Source organism: Paraglaciecola aquimarina, from assembly GCF_032464635.1.
Classification (GTDB): domain Bacteria; phylum Pseudomonadota; class Gammaproteobacteria; order Enterobacterales; family Alteromonadaceae; genus Paraglaciecola; species Paraglaciecola aquimarina.
In genome coordinates this window covers 982,755-999,918 of record NZ_JAWDIO010000002.1, presented here as the reverse complement: position 1 = coordinate 999,918, position 17,164 = coordinate 982,755, and the positions used below count along the sequence as shown (strand labels likewise).

The window sequence follows — 17,164 nt, the reverse complement described above, 5'->3', positions numbered from 1 at the left end:
GGTTATTCATCCTTAGCCGTTTCAAAAGGCATATCTTTACGCCAAGCTTCGAAGCCTCCATCCATGCTATACACAGTCTCAAAGCCCTGATGAATAAGGAACTGCGCGGCTTGCTGGCTGCTATGCCCATGGTAACAAACAACCACTACCGGGGTATCGAAGTCTACTGCGGCTATAAAGCTATTTAATGTGCCGTTTGTCAAATGAATAGAGTCTACGATGTGGCCATTTTGAAACGATGCCTCATCTCGAATATCTACAACCTTTACATTTTCTGTTATTAATTTTTGCTGAGTCTCTTGGACAGAGATATGAGCGAACTGCTCCATTCAACCTACTCCAAATATAAATGATTTATAGAAATTGCCCTGTAATCTCTGATTCTATTACATCCGCCTCTTTTCGAAAATACATTTATTTTTGCAGCAAAGCATAACCAATACCCAACTGACAACAAAGCCGAATAATAAGCACGCAAAGAACTATTAAACCTGTTCACTTTAGTCCATCTCAATTGGCGTATAGCATCACTCTATCGAATCTAAGTCATTTAGGCCTTCCCATACGCCATATTCCAACTTCTGAGCCAATACAGCCAGTAAGTCATTCTCTGGAAGCGGTCGCGAAATGAAATAACCTTGGCCAATATTGCATTGTAAATTCTTCAGCATTTTCAACTGAACAATGGTCTCTACCCCTCGGCCACCACAATCATTCCCAAGCGCTGTACCATTGCGATGATTGACGATACGATTTGCATATCAGCACTGCTATGCTCCATTGCTGAAACAAAACTCCTATCTATTTTAATGATATCAACAGGCATTTTTTTCAAATACGCCAATGAAGAGTAGCCAGTACCAAAATCATCAATGGAAAAAATAAAGCCCATGGCTTTCAATTCGTTCATGGTGGTTAGAGCTTGATCAAAATCATCGACTAAGGTGCGTTCCGTAATTTCGAATTCGATTTGCGATGGGTCTCGTGAAAACAGTTTTAGCTGCCCTTCTAAAAATGGCAACAAGTCTGGATCCATAAACTGAATGGCACTCAAATTAACAGCAATTTTAAGATTTCTAAAACCTAACTGGTCCAGTTTTTCAAGGATTTCAAAGGCTCGCCTTATTCCCCAATAACCAATTTTTACCATGCGTTCAGAATTTTCAATTAATGGAATAAATTCATCCGGCCTAATAAACCCTCGCTTAGGGTGGAACCATCTAATCAACGCTTCAAAACCTAGCAATTTTCCCGTAGAAATTTCAACTTGAGGCTGCAGTGCAAAGCTAAATTCATTATTTTCTAAAGCATCACGCACTTCGTTTTCAATTTCGATTTGACGAACCACATTCACCTGTAGCGACGGATTAAAAATACTATAACGCCCCCCGCCCTCATCTTTCGAGGCGTACATGGCTAAATCCGATTGGCGGATCAAGTCTTCAAATATCTCATCACTATTGGTTGTACTTGTGATACCAATACTTATCGAAGTGTAAAAGAGTAATTCCTCTACTGAGAGAGGATCCCTAAAACCTTCAATTAACTTATTTGCTAATACCAGTGAGCGCTCACTGTTTATTTTTTCAAGGAATACAATTACAAACTCGTCACCGCCAAATCGGAATAAAATCTCTGAGTCATGCAAGCAATTCATTATTCTTTGCCCAGCATGCACTAAGAATGCATCTCCAATTTTATGTCCATGGGTGTCATTAACCTTTCTAAATTTGTCCACATCAACAAACATCACCACTAACTTTAGAGAATCATCTTGCAACTTGGGTAACAACTTTTTTAGCTCAATACCAAGCTTGTTGCGATTGGGTAACCCCGTTAACCAATCGTTCATCGCCATTTTTTCAAGCTCGTACGTATTCATGACAATCGTTTTATCTAACGACTCTAATTCTTTACCTAATAAACTGGCGGAGTTTTGCAACAGCTCTATTTCGTCAATAAAGAGTCTATTTTTAGCGAACTTTCTCTGACTAAACTCTTGATATTTTTTGGCAGCCAAAAGAGGAAGCTGCTCGGTCACCAGCATCAGTCGACGGCGGAACTGAGAAGTCATAAAAAACAAAATACTTAACGATAAACATACAACTACACACGCAACAACCAAAATACGCGTTCTATATTGACGATGAGCAGCAGACACATCGCTAATATCATGTACAAATAATAAGTAAATATTGTTACTAACTTCTTTCTCTATTGGCGTCAGATTAAGTAAGAATGTGCCTTGTTTATTTTCTAGTTTATAGCCAGATTCTAACACCTCTAGAATACTCAAATCGTCTGGTAATTGCTCTAGGTACTCTTCCATTATCAATTTAGATTTTTGACTAATCGGTGAGTTTACCAGCAACTGACTCATTGTTAGCCTGCTATTAGGCTCAGTGCTAACGATGGCTAACAAAGCAGAAGTGGACTGGTGTAGCGCAGCCAACGCCTCCATCAGAGAAGCCCCAATTGACAACACCATCACATTGCCTGAATGCGTCAACATCGGCATACTAATTTGCTGTTCACAGATGTCTAAGCAGCGTATATGAGAAATAGAAGAGTGAGAGGTCAGCACTTCTTTTACATCAGTCTGTATTTTCGCAGGGACAGTTTCTTCTTTCGCAGTACCTAATACTAATGTTTCGGCACCATCAAATAACCAAAGATTATTGATTTGCCAATTAATTTTCATATATTCAAATTCTTGCTGAAAGTTTGCCGCTATCTCTTCAATATTATCTGAATTGTCTACTTGGAAGTGGATGAAGGATTCAAACCATAACTCCATGCGATTGCGCAGCATATCTCCAATCAACCAAAATTGTTTTTGATCTTTTTCTCGCATAGTTTGCTGTTGAACATTGTAGTCTTGGTTATTTTTATTTACCCACAGAAGTGTAATAAGAGCGCTAGACACTATGAAGGACAACATTAATGGCCCCATTATTTTTATGGGTAAGCTGACAAATTTACGCATAGACTAATACCAATACATCAATTGTATTGCCCAAATGTTCCAATATTCACTGGCGTTCTCCTCAACATTGGGGTTGAAAAAGGGCGCCAATCGTCCAGCTCCTTTTACCCGGTGTAATTCCGTCTGTATTTGAACGTTGTTAAATAGTTGCCAACTTAAACCTAAGGTCGCTTGATCCATATAAGCAAAATAACCAGGTATCGTACCACCGGTGCTTGCCTCAAAAGCACTACCATCCCTGTCTTTATTATTTTTATCATAAATATCTAATCTGGCTAACAAAGTAACCTCTGGACTAGGAAAATACCTAGCTTGGATATATCCGCCCTCAGCCGTTACATCGCTAGCAAACCCAGAATATAACAAATCCTGAACCACCACTCTTTCTTTAATGATTTCAGAAGCAAACTCCCAACTTTCACCTTGGTACAATAAATTCATCAAAACTCGCTGCGAGGCAATATCTCCCCTAATAAATACATCTTGGTTTGCAGCTCGATATCTAAAGTCTGCATCTAAAACGCCTACACCTAATTGCCAATTAGTTAAGCTTGGACGCCAATAAATACTGAATTGTTTGTCCGACTCATGCTTTAACTTTCCTTTAATATTGGCCCCTAGTAAATTACGTGTCTCTTGGTCGCTTATTTTCGATTCACCATAGCTAATATTAACATCCCACTCTCCTAAGCTATTGTTGGTTTGTGCTAATAAAGCGATTCCATCAACTCCAAGAGCAACATCTCGAAAAGCATCAAAATATAAAGATTGAGGTAAGACGATAGAGGGTCGAGTGTGCGGCACGTCACGAGTAGATGAGTACAACCAATGGTAGTTTTTGTTTCTGCCAATCTGCGCTTTAATGTTCCAATCGAGTGTGTTCACTAGTTGCCAGTCCAAAAACAAATAGTCAATTCTCGCCCCTTCTGGATAGCGATTACCGCCATTTAGATATACTCCTTGTCCGGCAATACGCAAAGACGAATTAACACGAAACGAAGCATTGACGCCAATTTCGGTTAATTTAACCGACACGTCACCATCATTTTCCACAAAATTAGAATCTGCCGCTTGAATCACACCTTGTGACACAAAACCATGCAAGTTAATACTCTCAGCAACAGTTTGGCCAGTAAACAAAATTAAGGGTACTGCTATTAATCTCTGTTGAACGTTGAATTTCATTCAATCTAGCTCCCTTACAATATTGACGATTTTCACATCGTCTCGATTTAATTCAGTCATCACATAACCAATAGCCCCGGGTCGTTGACTGATCAGCGCTAACATTTGTGCTTCACTGCTAACACGAATAGGGGCATCCCCCAATCCTGAATAAACTAATTTATTCCATATTCTCTCTAGTTGATATGGAAAAACGCCTAGTATCTTAGTGCTAAATAATTGGTGGGTTTTATGTTCATTGGAAAGCACAATAACAGTGATAGGTTGCTTGTCAGCCCACACAGTTTGCCGCATTGAAAAGATCCTACGAATTTGTGTATCACTCAAGTCAACCGTCATGACAGACGAATTCACGATAACTTTAACTTCGCTTACTTTATCTTGAGCTACCGTACTCGACGTAAACATTCCCGTTAACAGCAAAGTGAATAAATAGCGTTTGAAAAGAAACAAAAACACGACTCCATTGTGAGTGTATTTTTATACTAGATGAGTTGAAGAAAAAATCTACAACTTTGTAAAAATAAATATGTTTCAGTCTGTTATAAGAAATATGCCGACCTAAATGTATTGCTTAAAAGCTTACGACGCTTGGAAACTCTGATAACATAAAATCGAATTTTTGCTACCACTCACATCACATGATAAAACGTTATTTCATAGCTTTTAAGCAGCACAGCGCAACACTCATATACTCACTATTGTGGTTGCTGCTCAGCCCTTTTTTGCTATTCAACCTTCTGTTTCGCCTGTTACTAGGTAAACAAGGCTATTCGACAGCAAGGTTTTCAAGGTTTGGGTTGTGTAAAACAAGACAATCTAACAGTAGCGTTTTAATCCACTGTTCATCTGTAGGTGAAGTGGTGGCCGTTCAGAACTTGGTTGAGGCCATGCTAGCCGAACAGCCTTCTTTATCCATTCTTATTTCTACTAACACCACCACTGGGGCCGATAGGGTTAAATTACTATTTGCCGAAAGAGCCACACACTATTACTTACCCTATGATTTTCCTCTTTTTGTATGGCTCTTTTTAACAAAGACTAAACCTAGCAAAATACTGATTAATGAAATGGAATTATGGCCAAATTTATGTGGGATCAGCCAAAAGATGAACATTCCTTTGTACATAATCAATGGTCGAATGAGCAACAAATCCACAGCTACCTATCTTAAATTTCCTGCGCTATTTCAGCCCATGCTGGCGTCTTTCAGCCACATTTGTGCTCAAGGTCAACGGGATTACACAAACTATCTATCGCTAGGTATTGCTAAAGATAAACTCACACTTACCAATAATATTAAATTTGAAATCACCGCAAACCCTAAAGAACTAGCCATAAGTGAAGAGATTAACCAAACCTTTGGGTTAGCAAATAAACGTATTTTAGTAGCCGGAAGTACCCATGATCCCGAAGAGCAAGTTATACTAGATGCCTATGTTGAATTAGCCAAAGAATATCAAGACTTACTCTTAGTGATAGTACCTAGGCACCCACAGCGCTTTGACAAAGTGGAGCAGTGGTTGCGTACACAAAATATACCATTCAATTTGATGAGCCTTGGCCTACCATGTACGGCTGAGACACAAGTGTTATTGTGTGACCAAATGGGCAAGCTGCGCGCATTGTTTGCACTAGCAGATATTGCGTTTATTGGAGGCAGTATAGCCAATAGAGGTGGCCACAATGCGCTTGAGCCAGCCATATACAATGTGCCTATTTTAATGGGACCGTCAATCTATAATAACCCCGCCATTCATCAAACACTTAAAGATGCCGGAGCAATAAAAGACGTACACAATGTCGCTGACATCATCGCCGCATGTAAGCACTGGTTTGACAATCCAGAACTTAGAATTCAAAACGGAAGTGCAGGAGGTTTAGTCATTCAACAAAATAGGGGCGCGATAGGCAAAACGCTACAAGTCCTTAACGGATTGCCATAAGCCTGTGTTCAATGGGTCTACATCATAGCAATCATTGCAATGTTCTAAAGTAATCGACTAACTTTTTAGCTTCATCTTCTACTCGATAATTATCTTCTACCCGGCTGCGCCCAGCAATACCCATTTCCACCAACTTATTTCGATCGCTTAACATCAATGCCATTTTTTCGGATACCGCCTGTTGGTCGTTGACGGGCACGACATAACCATCAACACCCGGGCGAATGATTTCTTCCCAAGCGCCCGCTTCAGTCGCTAAAACGGCTGCGCGGCAGCTCATAGCTTCGAGCACCGTCAAACCAAACCCTTCATTGTCACTTAAGGCACACACCATAGACAAGGCACTAAAAATCGGCGGAATTTGCTCAAATGGCAGTTCACCTGTAAAAATGATTCTGTCTGACAAACCTGCTTGCGCTATTTTTTGTTTGAGTTCATCCACAAATCCTTGGCTGCTACCAGAGATAGCCCCAACCACCACTGCATTAATATCTGGATGCTGCGGCAAATTTTGAATACAAGCTTCAACAAATAGATGTACGCCCTTTTGCTTTCGCACTCGACCTAGAATGCCGATCCCGAATTTCCCGCCGTAGCCCAGAGCTTGCCATGCCGCCTGTTTATCTGCTGCTGGCGTATAGTTATCCACTTGCACACCGTGGGGATTAATCATATTGGGAGGCAAATGCAAAAAACTAGCTGAGCGTTTACTTACCGCGATAATGGCGTCCATTTTGTTGGTCAACCAAACCGTCGAGCCAGAACGTTTACGCTGAGCTGCCGAACTAAATACTAAACGAATTTTTGCTCCGAATACGTACTTTAATAATACGCCTTGGATCATTTCATCCACTCTACGAGCATGAAATATTCGCCATTTACCATTTTTTAATGGCTTACGACACAATTTCACCGTATCCCAAAATCCAATCACTAGTTCTGGGTCGGGGACAAAGTGCTTGCCCATTATTCGCAAATTAATCAGTTGTTTTTGATAAGACATAACTTGCAGCATAGTGGATGTTACGCCGGAAAAATTAGAATTAGAATTACCAATAATTAATTCAATTTCAGCAGATTGTGATTTACTCTCGGGGTGTTCGTGCATATTTTTTAAGCGCCTAATTGAGTAGATAAATGTAAAGTTAACACGCGCATAAAAGTATCTATCCGCAATAGGTAAAGAATGATTTACAATACCCTTAATAAGTTTAAAAACAATAAATTGTAACATGCCAAACATTCAGGAAAAAACAAGTGGCTCTGATGTCATTTTATTTGATGATAATTTTTTTGCAGATCCTACAATCGAAATATTTTCGGATCGATATTGGCTAGCGCAAAACAAAATCATTGGCTAAGGCAACGGGTAGAGGCACCACCTACTTTTTCGAGCACCAAAGCAAGCAATTCGTCTTACGGCACTATTTACGTGGAGGCTTAATTGGTAAAGTCCTCGACCAACAATATGTGTATACAGGGTTGCAACGCACACGTGCATGGCAAGAGTTTACTTTGCTCAAGCATATGACAAGCCTAGGCTTACCTTGCCCTACGCCCATTGCAGCCCACATAAAAAAAATAGGAATTTACTATCGAGCGGATATTATTTTAAGCAAAATCCCTCAGGCCAACGACCTTTATAACTTGTTGCAAAGCACACATATTGACAGCGAAATCTGGCGACACATTGGCCAAACGATAGCCAAGTTTCATCGGCAGCAGGTATACCATCACGATCTCAATATTCACAACATTATGTTAGATGCTAGCAATCAAGCTTGGTTAATCGATTTTGACAAATGTTCGATTAAGCATGGTAATAAATGGAAAAAGGCCAACCTAGCCCGACTACACCGTTCATTTGAAAAAGAAAAAGCAAACAAAGGTATTGAATGGTCAAATAGCGATTGGCAACACTTACTCGCTGGATATCATCTTACTTAATTTATACGATACTTGAATTCGCTATAAATTAAACTGTCAAACTCGGAAAGTTCATCAAGGTCGCCGTCCTCAAAATTTGCCCCTAACTTAACTAACCAATTGCCAAATTGTGTTTGATAGAAACCAGACAGCCTCAATAGTTTTTCGCTGTTTCCTTGCAATACTGGCGAAGGTTGTTGCTGATCTTGATTTAACTCCAACCGATTAAGCGAAACTTCAAACAAGTCACCATCACTAAACTGTTTATTTACCCCAACTGTGATCATTTTGGCATCACTATCAAAAGTACTGCCTATTGCCCTACCATAACGACGATAGCCAGACTGATAAACACCATGCTCATAATAGCAATTCTTATTCTGACTATTAGTTGAGCATCCAACATTGGTATCACTCGTTTCTAAGTACACTTTACTACCCAGTATGTAACTGGAAACTCCAAATAAATTTGCGCTGTCTTTAATTTGATAATAATGCTCGGCATTCTCACCAATTTTTTGCCCATAAATAGTCAGAGGGCGATCAACCAACATAACAGTATAAGTAAAATCGAAACCGGCATGATGGTTACCTTGTAAAGATCGCTCCTCTTTGGAACAAGTCATGTCATTGGCACATTCTTTTTGTAAGCTAACCACATCGATAAAGTCTGAAAACGAATTGCCTTGACCTTCTCCCCCACATGGCATTCCACGAAACGCCTAACTCTAAACCAGATATTGGTTTAAAGTTAAAACGAGCGGACCAAACATTAGCCTCTGGCACAGCTCGATCTTTTTCTAATTTCCCCACTTGGGCAGTTACAAACCATGGGCCTAGGTATTTTAATAAAAAGTGTTCTGAACGCGTCGCTTGAGAACGAGACAGCGCTAGCGAAGGAATAGGACGGGCATTATTACTTAGGATCAAGCTACTCGACTGCGCGCCTCCCCACCACTGACTCATGCTACCTAAACGTAAATTCCAATCACCAAACTGGTACGCAATAAAACTTTCATCAAAGTGCTTTTTCCACCCCGTTCGTAATTGGCTGACACTTGCCCAGCCCAACGGCCAAAATAAAACTCTTTGGTTAGATTGGCCTGCACTTTTTGCGCTTGTACACCCGAAAAATCAGTGAATCGACTATCGTCACTAGCACCATACAAACTAACAACAGACTGACCTTTTTGCGTTCGATGCAAATGTAAATAATGTCTAAGCCGTTTAGCAGCAACCGCAGGAATGGCTGATAATTGCTCTGTATCAAGGTTCTCTAATTGCTGCGCAATGCCTTTCCACGGAACCGGAAAACTGGTTACCGCAGCGTCTAACACGCCCCACTCACTCAAGGTTTGCAGATCTTTATGTAATTGAGGCTCTAAAGTACCGATCCAAGGAGAAGCAATGCTTACTTTTGAGCAGAAAATTCCTGCCAATAAAATTAGAACAAAACAAATTTTCAACAAACTACACTCCAATAGTGTTCAACAAAAGGTGGCAGTCGAAATGCACGACATATTTTTCTAATATGATACGGAATATTTGCAATAAAGGCTAAATACCTTAATACAACAAATAGAATTATTTCTTGTATTAAGGTATTTTATGCAACAAATCTTATATTATTTCTTTATGCTTATTGCCAGAGGTTTTTTTGACGTTATCTCGAGATCTTACCGCCCCCGACGTTTCCATTGTTATTGTGAATTATCGAAGTTGGGATAAATTAGGGCGGTGCCTAAGTAGTTTACTTGAATTAGAAGTAGTGCAAATAAACCTTGAAGTAATAGTGGTAGATAATTATTCAAACGATGGGCAATTTCAAAACATTAGTCAACAATATCCACAAGTAAACTTTATCGAAAATACAGGGAATCATGGTTTTTCTTCTGGCTGTAATCTGGGAGCTAAAGATGCAAAAGGAGAATATTTGCTATTTTTAAATCCTGACACCGAAGTAAGAATGGATATTTTTACTCCTTTATTAGCCAATATCAAAAATTTCCCTCCTAACTCTATTCTCGCTACTCATAAAAAAGATTCCTATGGAAAGTATGAACGCGTAGAGCGTTTTTTACCACGCTGGTATATCTATACTGGACTTGGTCGTGCCGTGCATCGTTTGGTCTGCAATAGAAAAATTAAACAAGATTTCGCAAAAGATAAAAAAATAGTTTATCCCGATTGGGTCTCAGGTTCCGTTATGTTTATACGCTTGAATGATTTTCGAGCTTTAGCTGGTTGGAATGAAAATTTTTGGCTATATGGTGAAGACGTTGACCTATGCCAAAGAGCACAAAACAACGGGGGCACAATTGCGTTACTGCAGGATGTATCAATCATTCACAATCATGGCGGCAGTTCTCGAATAAACCCAGCTACAGCAGCGCTAACCAAAAGCGAAGTGTTCATATCACGACATATATTCATAGCTGAGCACTTTAAAGGCATAAATCAACTTTTGATGCAGGCATTCGTACTAACTAAATCGATTATCAAAACCGCATTAATTGCATTGTTATCGTTACTAATATTTAAACACCTGAAAGCACAAGCGAGTCGAGTATTATTTGGAAATATCATTCGTTACTACATAAATGCTGCAATTAAAGGGACGTGGATTAGCCCTCGCTCTGTGAATTATGACGCCACAACAAATAAATTTTAGTTTATGATGAATTTGGTTAACTTTTGTGATTGATTTAGGTAGCCTTATTTCAACATTTTAAAATTTGTGTATTCTATGCCCAGAAAAGCTATTTACCCAGGCGACATTCGATCCTATAACCAATGGCCACGCAGACCTAATTGAGCGAGCAGCAAATATGTTTGATCATGTCATTGTCGGCATAGCATCAAACCCTAGTAAAAAACCGCTGTTTAGCCTAGACGAAAGAGTAGCCTTAATAAAACAAGTCACTCAACATTTAGAGAACGTTGAGGTTATTGGTTTTACTGGTCTACTCGCAGATTTTGCAGAACAACAAAATGCGGCAGTGCTTGTACGTGGCTTGCGGGCTGTATCAGATTTTGAGTACGAGTTTCAATTAGCCAATATGAATAGACGGCTCAACCCCAATCTAGAAAGTGTATTTATGACGCCAGCCGAAGAAAATTCTTTCATTTCTTCAACCCTGGTCAAAGAAGTTGCGCTGCACCGAGGTCGAGTCAATGAGTTTTGCCACCCAGCGGTGATGGAAGCCTTAGTGAAAAAGTTGCACCCCAACACCTAACCTTTGACCACTACCGTAAAGAATCGCTAGATAAACCCGTTGTAAAATCGATTAAGACTGACAAGTGGGGCAGTAAAATGTATTACGCTGCCCGATCATTAGGGATTGGATCGGCGTTTTACACGCATCACATGTTTCGCCGGCACGACCATAAACTAATAACTGTTGCGCGAAATAATCAGGTTTACCATCGGCTTGCATGAAATCTTTCAAGGTAGTCCCCCCTGTTCAATTGCACTGGCTAACACTTTTTTAATAATTTCGGCCAATACTAAATATCGTTTTTTACTGACTTTATTGGCAGGCTTACGAGGGTCGATACCAGCAATAAACAACGATTCGTTAGCGTAAATATTTCCCACGCCCACGACAACTTTATTGTCCATGATGAAGTTTTTGATTGCCACTGACTTCTTGCGAGAGTATGCAAACAACCTACTGCCATCAAAATCATCTGTCAAAGGCTCTGGTCCAAGAGAACTTAGTAATTTGAGCTGAGGTTCATCTATTCCCTGCCAAAGGCAAGAACCAAACCTGCGGGCGTCATTGAAGCGCAAACACACACCATTGTGCATGACTATGTCTATGTGATCATGCTTTTTAACTTCGGTTTCACTTTCAACCACACATAGCTTTCCCGACATCCCTAGATGCAAAACTATGCTGCCTTTGCATGTATCAAGTAGCAAATATTTGGCGCGCCGACGTATTGACTCTATAACCAAACCTTCAGCTAAATAAACTTGCTCAGGCACCGGCCAACGCAATTGGGGCTGACGAACAATAATCTGTTGGATAGTATTTTTTTCTAGGTGAGGAGTAATACCTAAGCGACTCACTTCAACTTCTGGCAATTCAGGCATGAGTTAAGATTCTATGTTTAAAAGTGAAAAATCAGGACTGAGCAATAAATAAGTTTGCTGTTCAAATTTGACTAGGGTTTTATCAGCAAAAGGTAAAAAATAATATTCAACTGGCTGTGCTTGCCCCACGAACCACACTTTTATAATTTGCGGGCTAGTTTGCCAATTAAGCTGACTATCAAACAGTTCGACTTCAGCGCTATGCCAATTATCCACGAGTTGACTTAAGGCTTGATTGCTCAAGGTACCAGATTCAGTCCGCCAACCTTGCCCGATACGTTCTACTCTATCATGCACATATTCAATGGTTGTAATCACTGCGTATTGCGGAAGTAATCTAGTGACAGTTTGACTACCACTGATCCCCCGATTTAAAAAATCACTGCTAAAATTGAACAACAATATCAATATCAAGGTGGTAAAAATAATGACATTGTTCCAACCGCGCTGAGAAAGTCTAATCATAGTGGTAATATAAGTGAGTCAATTGGTAAGTAAGTATGCCATATCCCATTAACGCAAAAAACCCGACTAAAAAGCCGGGTTCTTCAGGAGACAAAACCAGTAAAATTACTTGATTTTGGCTTCTTTAAACAAAACGTGCTGACGAACTTTAGGATCAAACTTTTTGATCTCCATTTTGCCAAGGCATGTTACGTTTGTTTTTATCTGTAGTGTAGTAAAAACCGGTACCAGCACTAGATACTAATTTAATTTTATCACGCATAATCTGGTTCCTTAAATTTTAACACCGTCGGCACGCATATCAGCTAATACTGTATCGATACCTTTTTTATCAATAATACGCATACCTTTTACAGATAAACGTAATTTCACGAAACGGTTTTCACTCTCAACCCAAAAACGGTGAGATTGAAGGTTTGGCAAAAAACGACGGCGAGTCGAATTTTTTGCGTGTGAACGGTTGTTACCTACCGCTGGACGCTTGCCAGTAACTTGACATACTTTGGCCATGGCCTGTCTCCAAACAATTCTAAAAAATTTAGCTCTGACTTAGATTTAACAATTTTCAAATCCAATGCCAGCTAACGCTATTAACAAGAGGGCGCATTTTATACAGTAATTACAAAGTTAATTCAAGAATAAAGTAAAAATATCGACTAATTTATAAATAAATCGCCTTTCACGACTTTATTAGGGTGCGAAACAATTGTTGATACTGACTTGCCATTTTTTCAATGGTAAATTGTTTCAAGGCTTTTCGATGACCATTCCTAGATAGTAATTGGCTAAATTTAGGGTCCCGAATGAGTTTCTCTATACCATCAGCTAGAGACAAGGGTGACTGTGGCTCTACAAGATACCCGTCCACTTTGTGCTCAAACATTTCCTTAACGCCTACTACATCACTAGCAATCACCGCACAACCTGACATCATAGCTTCAATAACCACCAAGGGCATGCCCTCATAGTGTGTACTCAAAACAAATATTTGGTGTGCTTGCAACAATTCTGGCAAATTTGTGCAATGCCCAAGAAAATCCACTTGTTGCTCCAAGCCTAAAGACTGTACCTGCTTTTTAGCTGTAGCCAAATGGTGTTTATTACCTAAGCCAGCAAAACTAACATTAACAGTAGTGCCGCGATTTTTAAGTATTGCCAATGCACTTATAAGACTTGCATGATCTTTTTGCCTAGCAAACCTTGATGCCATAATCAGGTGTGGCTTACGTTTTTCAAAAGGGATAGATTCAACTGCTTGATAAGGAAGAGGGTTAATTCCATTGGCAATACTGATAACCTTACTAGCAGGAAAACCTCGCGCTAACAGAGCACTTTCAACACCCTCTGAGCAACCGACAATTTTGTCCGTATATTTTGTTAGCCATTTAGCCTGCTTTAGTCGTAGCCAAGAATATCGCTCACGAGAATTATGCTCAACATGAATTAAATGGGGAACCTTAGCTAGTAAGCCAGCGTAACGCCCCCACAAGTGTTCACTAAAACCATGGACCAATAAAATGTCTGGCTGCAATTCTTTGCAAAGTCTATAAAGCTGATAAATTGTTAGCAGATGCAGCGCACCAGAAACAACTCGGGTATCTATGCCTTGCGCATTAAATTGTTCAACCTTATCAGGGGTTGTTGATTTTTTTTGGCGTAATACAAGATATGAGTCAATATCTTTCGTTTGATTAGTCGCTTTGATAATTTCTTTGGCAACATTCGTTGAACCAGAGAAACCTCCTGAAACAAAGTGCATTACTCGCATTGGCTATGGGACATCCCTAAACATGGCGATTACTTTTAATAACGGCCGAAAATAACGTAAACTGAAGGGCACATAATGCCACATTTACAAAGCGTAAACTAAAGGAATTCTACGCAAACTCAAATTGCCAGTATGTTGGCTAATTCGCAAGAAAATCATAGCAATCCACGTTGGGCAAATGACACGGCCACGCCGTCACCAATTACAAAGTGATCTAGAACCTTAATATCCAATAAGCTGAATGCGTCGATTATTCGTTTCGTGATACTTTTATCAGCTTGACTGGGCTCAGCGACGCCCGAGGGATGATTGTGCGCTAAAATAACGGCTGCAGCATTGTCTTTTAAGGCTTGCTGTACTAACACCCTAGGATACACCGACGCACTATCAATGGTACCGTAAAACATAGGGCGAAAAGTAATGAGCCTGTGCTGGCTATCGAGTAACAACATAGCAAACACTTCATGGGGTTGATCCCGTAATTTAGCGATTAAATAAGCTTGGGTTTGCTCTACAGAGTTAAAGCTATTCTCGCGGCATAACTTTTCAGCCATAAAACGCTGACTCATTTCTAAACAGGCTTGCAACTGCACATATTTGGCTTGGCCTAAACCTTTTACTTGGCAAAACTCAGACTCGCTTGCCTTAAATAAAGAGCGCAAACTGCCAAACTCATTGAGCATTTTTTGCGCTAGCTCTAGCACGCTACAACCAGCAATACCTGTACGTAAAAAAATCGCTAGTAATTCTGAATCGGATAACGCGCCAGCGCCGTTAGCGAGGAGTTTTTCTCTAGGTCTATCTTGTTTGGGCCAATCTGTAATTTTCATGCATCCGTGCCTCAATTGAAAAATAAAAACGTTTAGATCATGGCTAAACGCAAAATAAGCCTAGCAAAAGGGGGGCATTCCAGCCAATAATGTTAGCTAAGAGGCTCAATAAAGACTGTAATAAAACATCCATGCAATTTCAAAACACCAATATTTTACTAGGTATTACTGGCGGCATAGCCGCATACAAAACCCCAGATTTAGTGCGTAAGCTAGTAGCCAAAGGCGCCAACGTACGTGTTGTGATCACCCGTTCGGCGAAAGAATTTGTCAGCCCATTAGCGCTCCAAGCGGTCTCGGGCAATACTATTTCTGATGATCTACTCGATAAAGATGCGGAAGCCGCGATGGGCCATATAGAGCTTGCTAGATGGGCAGACAAGTTACTCATCGCTCCAGCTACGGCAAACACCTTAGCGAAGTTAACTTATGGATTAGCTGACGATTTACTGTCAACCCTATGCTTAGCTACCAGCGCCCCAATTTATGTGGCGCCAGCAATGAATCAACAAATGTGGTCGGCCAAAGCAACCCAAAGTAATCTAGCTATACTGGCCAGTCGAGGCGTGCAGCTTTTAGGCCCCGCTCAAGGAGAACAAGCATGCGGTGATGTTGGCCCCGGCCGCATGCTTGAGCCGCAAGAAATAGCAGATTTATTGCTGCCAGACGTACCACAAGTATTAGCTGGAAAACACATTACTATTACCGCGGGCCCCACTCGTGAAGATATCGATCCCGTTCGTTATATTACCAACCACAGTTCTGGAAAAATGGGGTATGCCTTGGCAAAAGCCAGCCAACAACTGGGAGCAAAGGTTACCTTGATTAGCGGTCCGGTTGACTTAACACCGCCTGAAAATGTAAAGACGATTCTTGTATCTAGTGCTCAAGACATGCACAACACAGTGATGCAAAACATCAAAGACAGCGATATATTTGTTGCTTGTGCCGCTGTCGCTGATTACAGACCAAAACAAAATGCAACGCAAAAAATTAAAAAATCAGAACAAGAGTTAACGCTTACTTTTGTTAAAAACCCTGATATTCTTAGCGACGTAGCTCACCTACCCGATCCACCATTTACAGTTGGTTTTGCTGCTGAAACGCAGAATCTAAGGGAGTATGCCTTAGGTAAGTTATCGCGAAAAAAGCTTAATATGATTGCTGCCAATGATGTGTCGAATAAAACTATTGGTTTTAATAGTGAACAAAATGCACTAACAGTATTTTGGCCCAAGGGTGAAAAACAGCTAAACATTGCCGATAAGAATTTATTAGCCACACAACTAATGAAAATTGTGGCTGAAAAATTTGAAGAAACACAAACAGAAGACGCCACTTTCGTTTAGGACTAAATTAATGCCAGCAACAAAACGCCCCAATCGTCGAGCTCAAATACTTCAAGCGCTCGCCAGTATGTTACAAACTAACCCAGGACAACGCATTACCACAGCCAAGCTAGCAGCTCACGTGGGTGTGTCTGAAGCCGCGCTTTATCGACACTTCCCTAGCAAAGCACGTATGTTTGAGGGATTAATTGAGTTTATCGAAGAAACGTTGTTTTCTCGGATCAACAAAATTATTAACGAAGAAAAAGACACCGCCACCCGTTGCCAATTAATTTTGCATTTAGTACTTGGCTTTGCAGAGAAAAACCCAGGTATTACGCGTATTTTGAATGGTGACGCTTTAATGGGCGAACAAGACAGACTTAGAGAAAGAATCGCCCAGCTGTTTGAGCGTCTTGAAACCCAAATGAAACAAGTGCTTAGAGAGCGTAAACTGCGTGAAGGCAAAACCCTACCGGCAGAAGAAGGCCTAATTGCCAATATGCTAATTTGTTATGCTGACGGTCGTATCAACCAGTTTATTCGCAGTGAATTTACTAAAAAGCCTACCGACAACTTTGCCGAGCAATGGCAATTCATCAACAAACAGTTTTTCCAATAACATCATGTG

16 protein-coding genes and 4 pseudogenes are annotated in these 17,164 nt (G+C 40.3%); 6 read left to right on the top strand and 14 right to left on the bottom strand.

The annotated features are described in order from the left end of the window. Positions 1-2 precede the first annotated feature (2 nt). From glpE to RS130_RS05555, 5 genes are all read right to left on the bottom strand, one after another. Positions 3-329: a thiosulfate sulfurtransferase GlpE gene (gene glpE / locus RS130_RS05575; protein ID WP_316025136.1), complete on the bottom strand. Its 327-nt coding sequence runs from the start codon at positions 327-329 to the stop codon at positions 3-5. 198 nt (positions 330-527) lie between these two features. Continuing rightward, positions 528-671: a hypothetical protein gene (locus RS130_RS05570; RefSeq protein WP_316025135.1), complete on the bottom strand. Its 144-nt coding sequence runs from the start codon at positions 669-671 to the stop codon at positions 528-530. Between the two features lie 20 nt (positions 672-691). Further along, on the bottom strand, positions 692-2,986 hold the full coding sequence (locus RS130_RS05565) for a putative bifunctional diguanylate cyclase/phosphodiesterase (RefSeq protein WP_316025134.1): 2,295 nt from the start codon (positions 2,984-2,986) through the stop codon (positions 692-694). A gap of 3 nt (positions 2,987-2,989) precedes the next feature. Continuing rightward, complete coding sequence (locus RS130_RS05560; protein WP_316025133.1) at positions 2,990-4,171, bottom strand: TonB-dependent receptor; 1,182 nt, start codon at positions 4,169-4,171, stop codon at positions 2,990-2,992. Then, complete coding sequence (locus RS130_RS05555) at positions 4,172-4,624, bottom strand: type 2 periplasmic-binding domain-containing protein (RefSeq protein WP_316025132.1); 453 nt, start codon at positions 4,622-4,624, stop codon at positions 4,172-4,174. Between the two features lie 188 nt (positions 4,625-4,812). Here RS130_RS05555 and RS130_RS05550 point away from each other — a divergent pair, with 188 nt between their 5' ends. Beyond that, positions 4,813-6,117, top strand: a complete 1,305-nt coding sequence (locus tag RS130_RS05550; RefSeq protein ID WP_316025131.1) for a 3-deoxy-D-manno-octulosonic acid transferase — start codon at positions 4,813-4,815, stop codon at positions 6,115-6,117. A gap of 31 nt (positions 6,118-6,148) precedes the next feature. Here the strand turns inward: RS130_RS05550 and RS130_RS05545 are convergent, their stop codons facing one another. Continuing rightward, complete coding sequence (locus RS130_RS05545; RefSeq protein WP_316025130.1) at positions 6,149-7,225, bottom strand: glycosyltransferase family 4 protein; 1,077 nt, start codon at positions 7,223-7,225, stop codon at positions 6,149-6,151. Between the two features lie 245 nt (positions 7,226-7,470). Here RS130_RS05545 and RS130_RS05540 point away from each other — a divergent pair, with 245 nt between their 5' ends. Next, positions 7,471-8,064: a 3-deoxy-D-manno-octulosonic acid kinase gene (locus tag RS130_RS05540; RefSeq protein WP_316025129.1), complete on the top strand. Its 594-nt coding sequence runs from the start codon at positions 7,471-7,473 to the stop codon at positions 8,062-8,064. Here the strand turns inward: RS130_RS05540 and RS130_RS05535 are convergent. Together RS130_RS05535 and RS130_RS05530 are read right to left on the bottom strand one after the other, a co-directional pair. After that, positions 8,061-9,114 (bottom strand): annotated as a pseudogene (locus RS130_RS05535) (capsule assembly Wzi family protein). The gene RS130_RS05540 and the pseudogene RS130_RS05535 sit on opposite strands and share 4 nt — an antisense overlap. Further along, a complete protein-coding gene (locus RS130_RS05530) occupies positions 9,015-9,512 on the bottom strand; it encodes a hypothetical protein (RefSeq protein WP_316025128.1) in 498 nt (165 codons plus the stop codon). Before RS130_RS05530 ends, RS130_RS05535 begins: the two are co-directional and overlap by 100 nt. A 188-nt stretch (positions 9,513-9,700) precedes the next feature. Between RS130_RS05530 and RS130_RS05525 the strand changes: the two genes are divergently transcribed. Both RS130_RS05525 and coaD read left to right on the top strand, forming a co-directional pair. Continuing rightward, the gene (locus RS130_RS05525; RefSeq protein ID WP_316025127.1) at positions 9,701-10,714 is read left to right on the top strand and encodes a glycosyltransferase family 2 protein; all 1,014 of its coding nucleotides are present in this window, start codon (positions 9,701-9,703) and stop codon (positions 10,712-10,714) included. A 75-nt stretch (positions 10,715-10,789) separates the two neighbouring features. Next, positions 10,790-11,279, top strand: a pseudogene (gene coaD / locus RS130_RS05520) (pantetheine-phosphate adenylyltransferase). Between the two features lie 51 nt (positions 11,280-11,330). On the opposite strand, the pseudogene mutM reads toward coaD, so the two are convergent. From mutM to radC, 6 genes and pseudogenes are all read right to left on the bottom strand, one after another. Continuing rightward, positions 11,331-12,142 (bottom strand): annotated as a pseudogene (gene mutM, locus RS130_RS05515) (bifunctional DNA-formamidopyrimidine glycosylase/DNA-(apurinic or apyrimidinic site) lyase). A 3-nt stretch (positions 12,143-12,145) separates the two neighbouring features. Next, on the bottom strand, positions 12,146-12,607 hold the full coding sequence (locus tag RS130_RS05510; protein ID WP_316025126.1) for a hypothetical protein: 462 nt from the start codon (positions 12,605-12,607) through the stop codon (positions 12,146-12,148). Positions 12,608-12,712: 105 nt separating this feature from the next. Then, a pseudogene (gene rpmG / locus RS130_RS05505) lies at positions 12,713-12,869 on the bottom strand (50S ribosomal protein L33). 11 nt (positions 12,870-12,880) lie between these two features. Next, positions 12,881-13,117, bottom strand: coding sequence for a 50S ribosomal protein L28 (gene rpmB, locus RS130_RS05500; RefSeq protein WP_158972544.1), 237 nt, complete (start codon positions 13,115-13,117; stop codon positions 12,881-12,883). A 169-nt stretch (positions 13,118-13,286) separates the two neighbouring features. After that, positions 13,287-14,366: a glycosyltransferase gene (locus RS130_RS05495; protein ID WP_316025125.1), complete on the bottom strand. Its 1,080-nt coding sequence runs from the start codon at positions 14,364-14,366 to the stop codon at positions 13,287-13,289. 164 nt (positions 14,367-14,530) lie between these two features. Continuing rightward, complete coding sequence (gene radC / locus RS130_RS05490) at positions 14,531-15,205, bottom strand: RadC family protein (RefSeq protein ID WP_316025124.1); 675 nt, start codon at positions 15,203-15,205, stop codon at positions 14,531-14,533. 131 nt (positions 15,206-15,336) lie between these two features. Here radC and coaBC point away from each other — a divergent pair, with 131 nt between their 5' ends. Further along, positions 15,337-16,554, top strand: coding sequence for a bifunctional phosphopantothenoylcysteine decarboxylase/phosphopantothenate--cysteine ligase CoaBC (coaBC, locus tag RS130_RS05485; protein WP_316025123.1), 1,218 nt, complete (start codon positions 15,337-15,339; stop codon positions 16,552-16,554). Positions 16,555-16,564: 10 nt separating this feature from the next. Then, positions 16,565-17,155, top strand: coding sequence for a nucleoid occlusion factor SlmA (slmA, locus tag RS130_RS05480; RefSeq protein ID WP_316025122.1), 591 nt, complete (start codon positions 16,565-16,567; stop codon positions 17,153-17,155). The last annotated feature ends 9 nt before the right edge of the window (positions 17,156-17,164 follow it).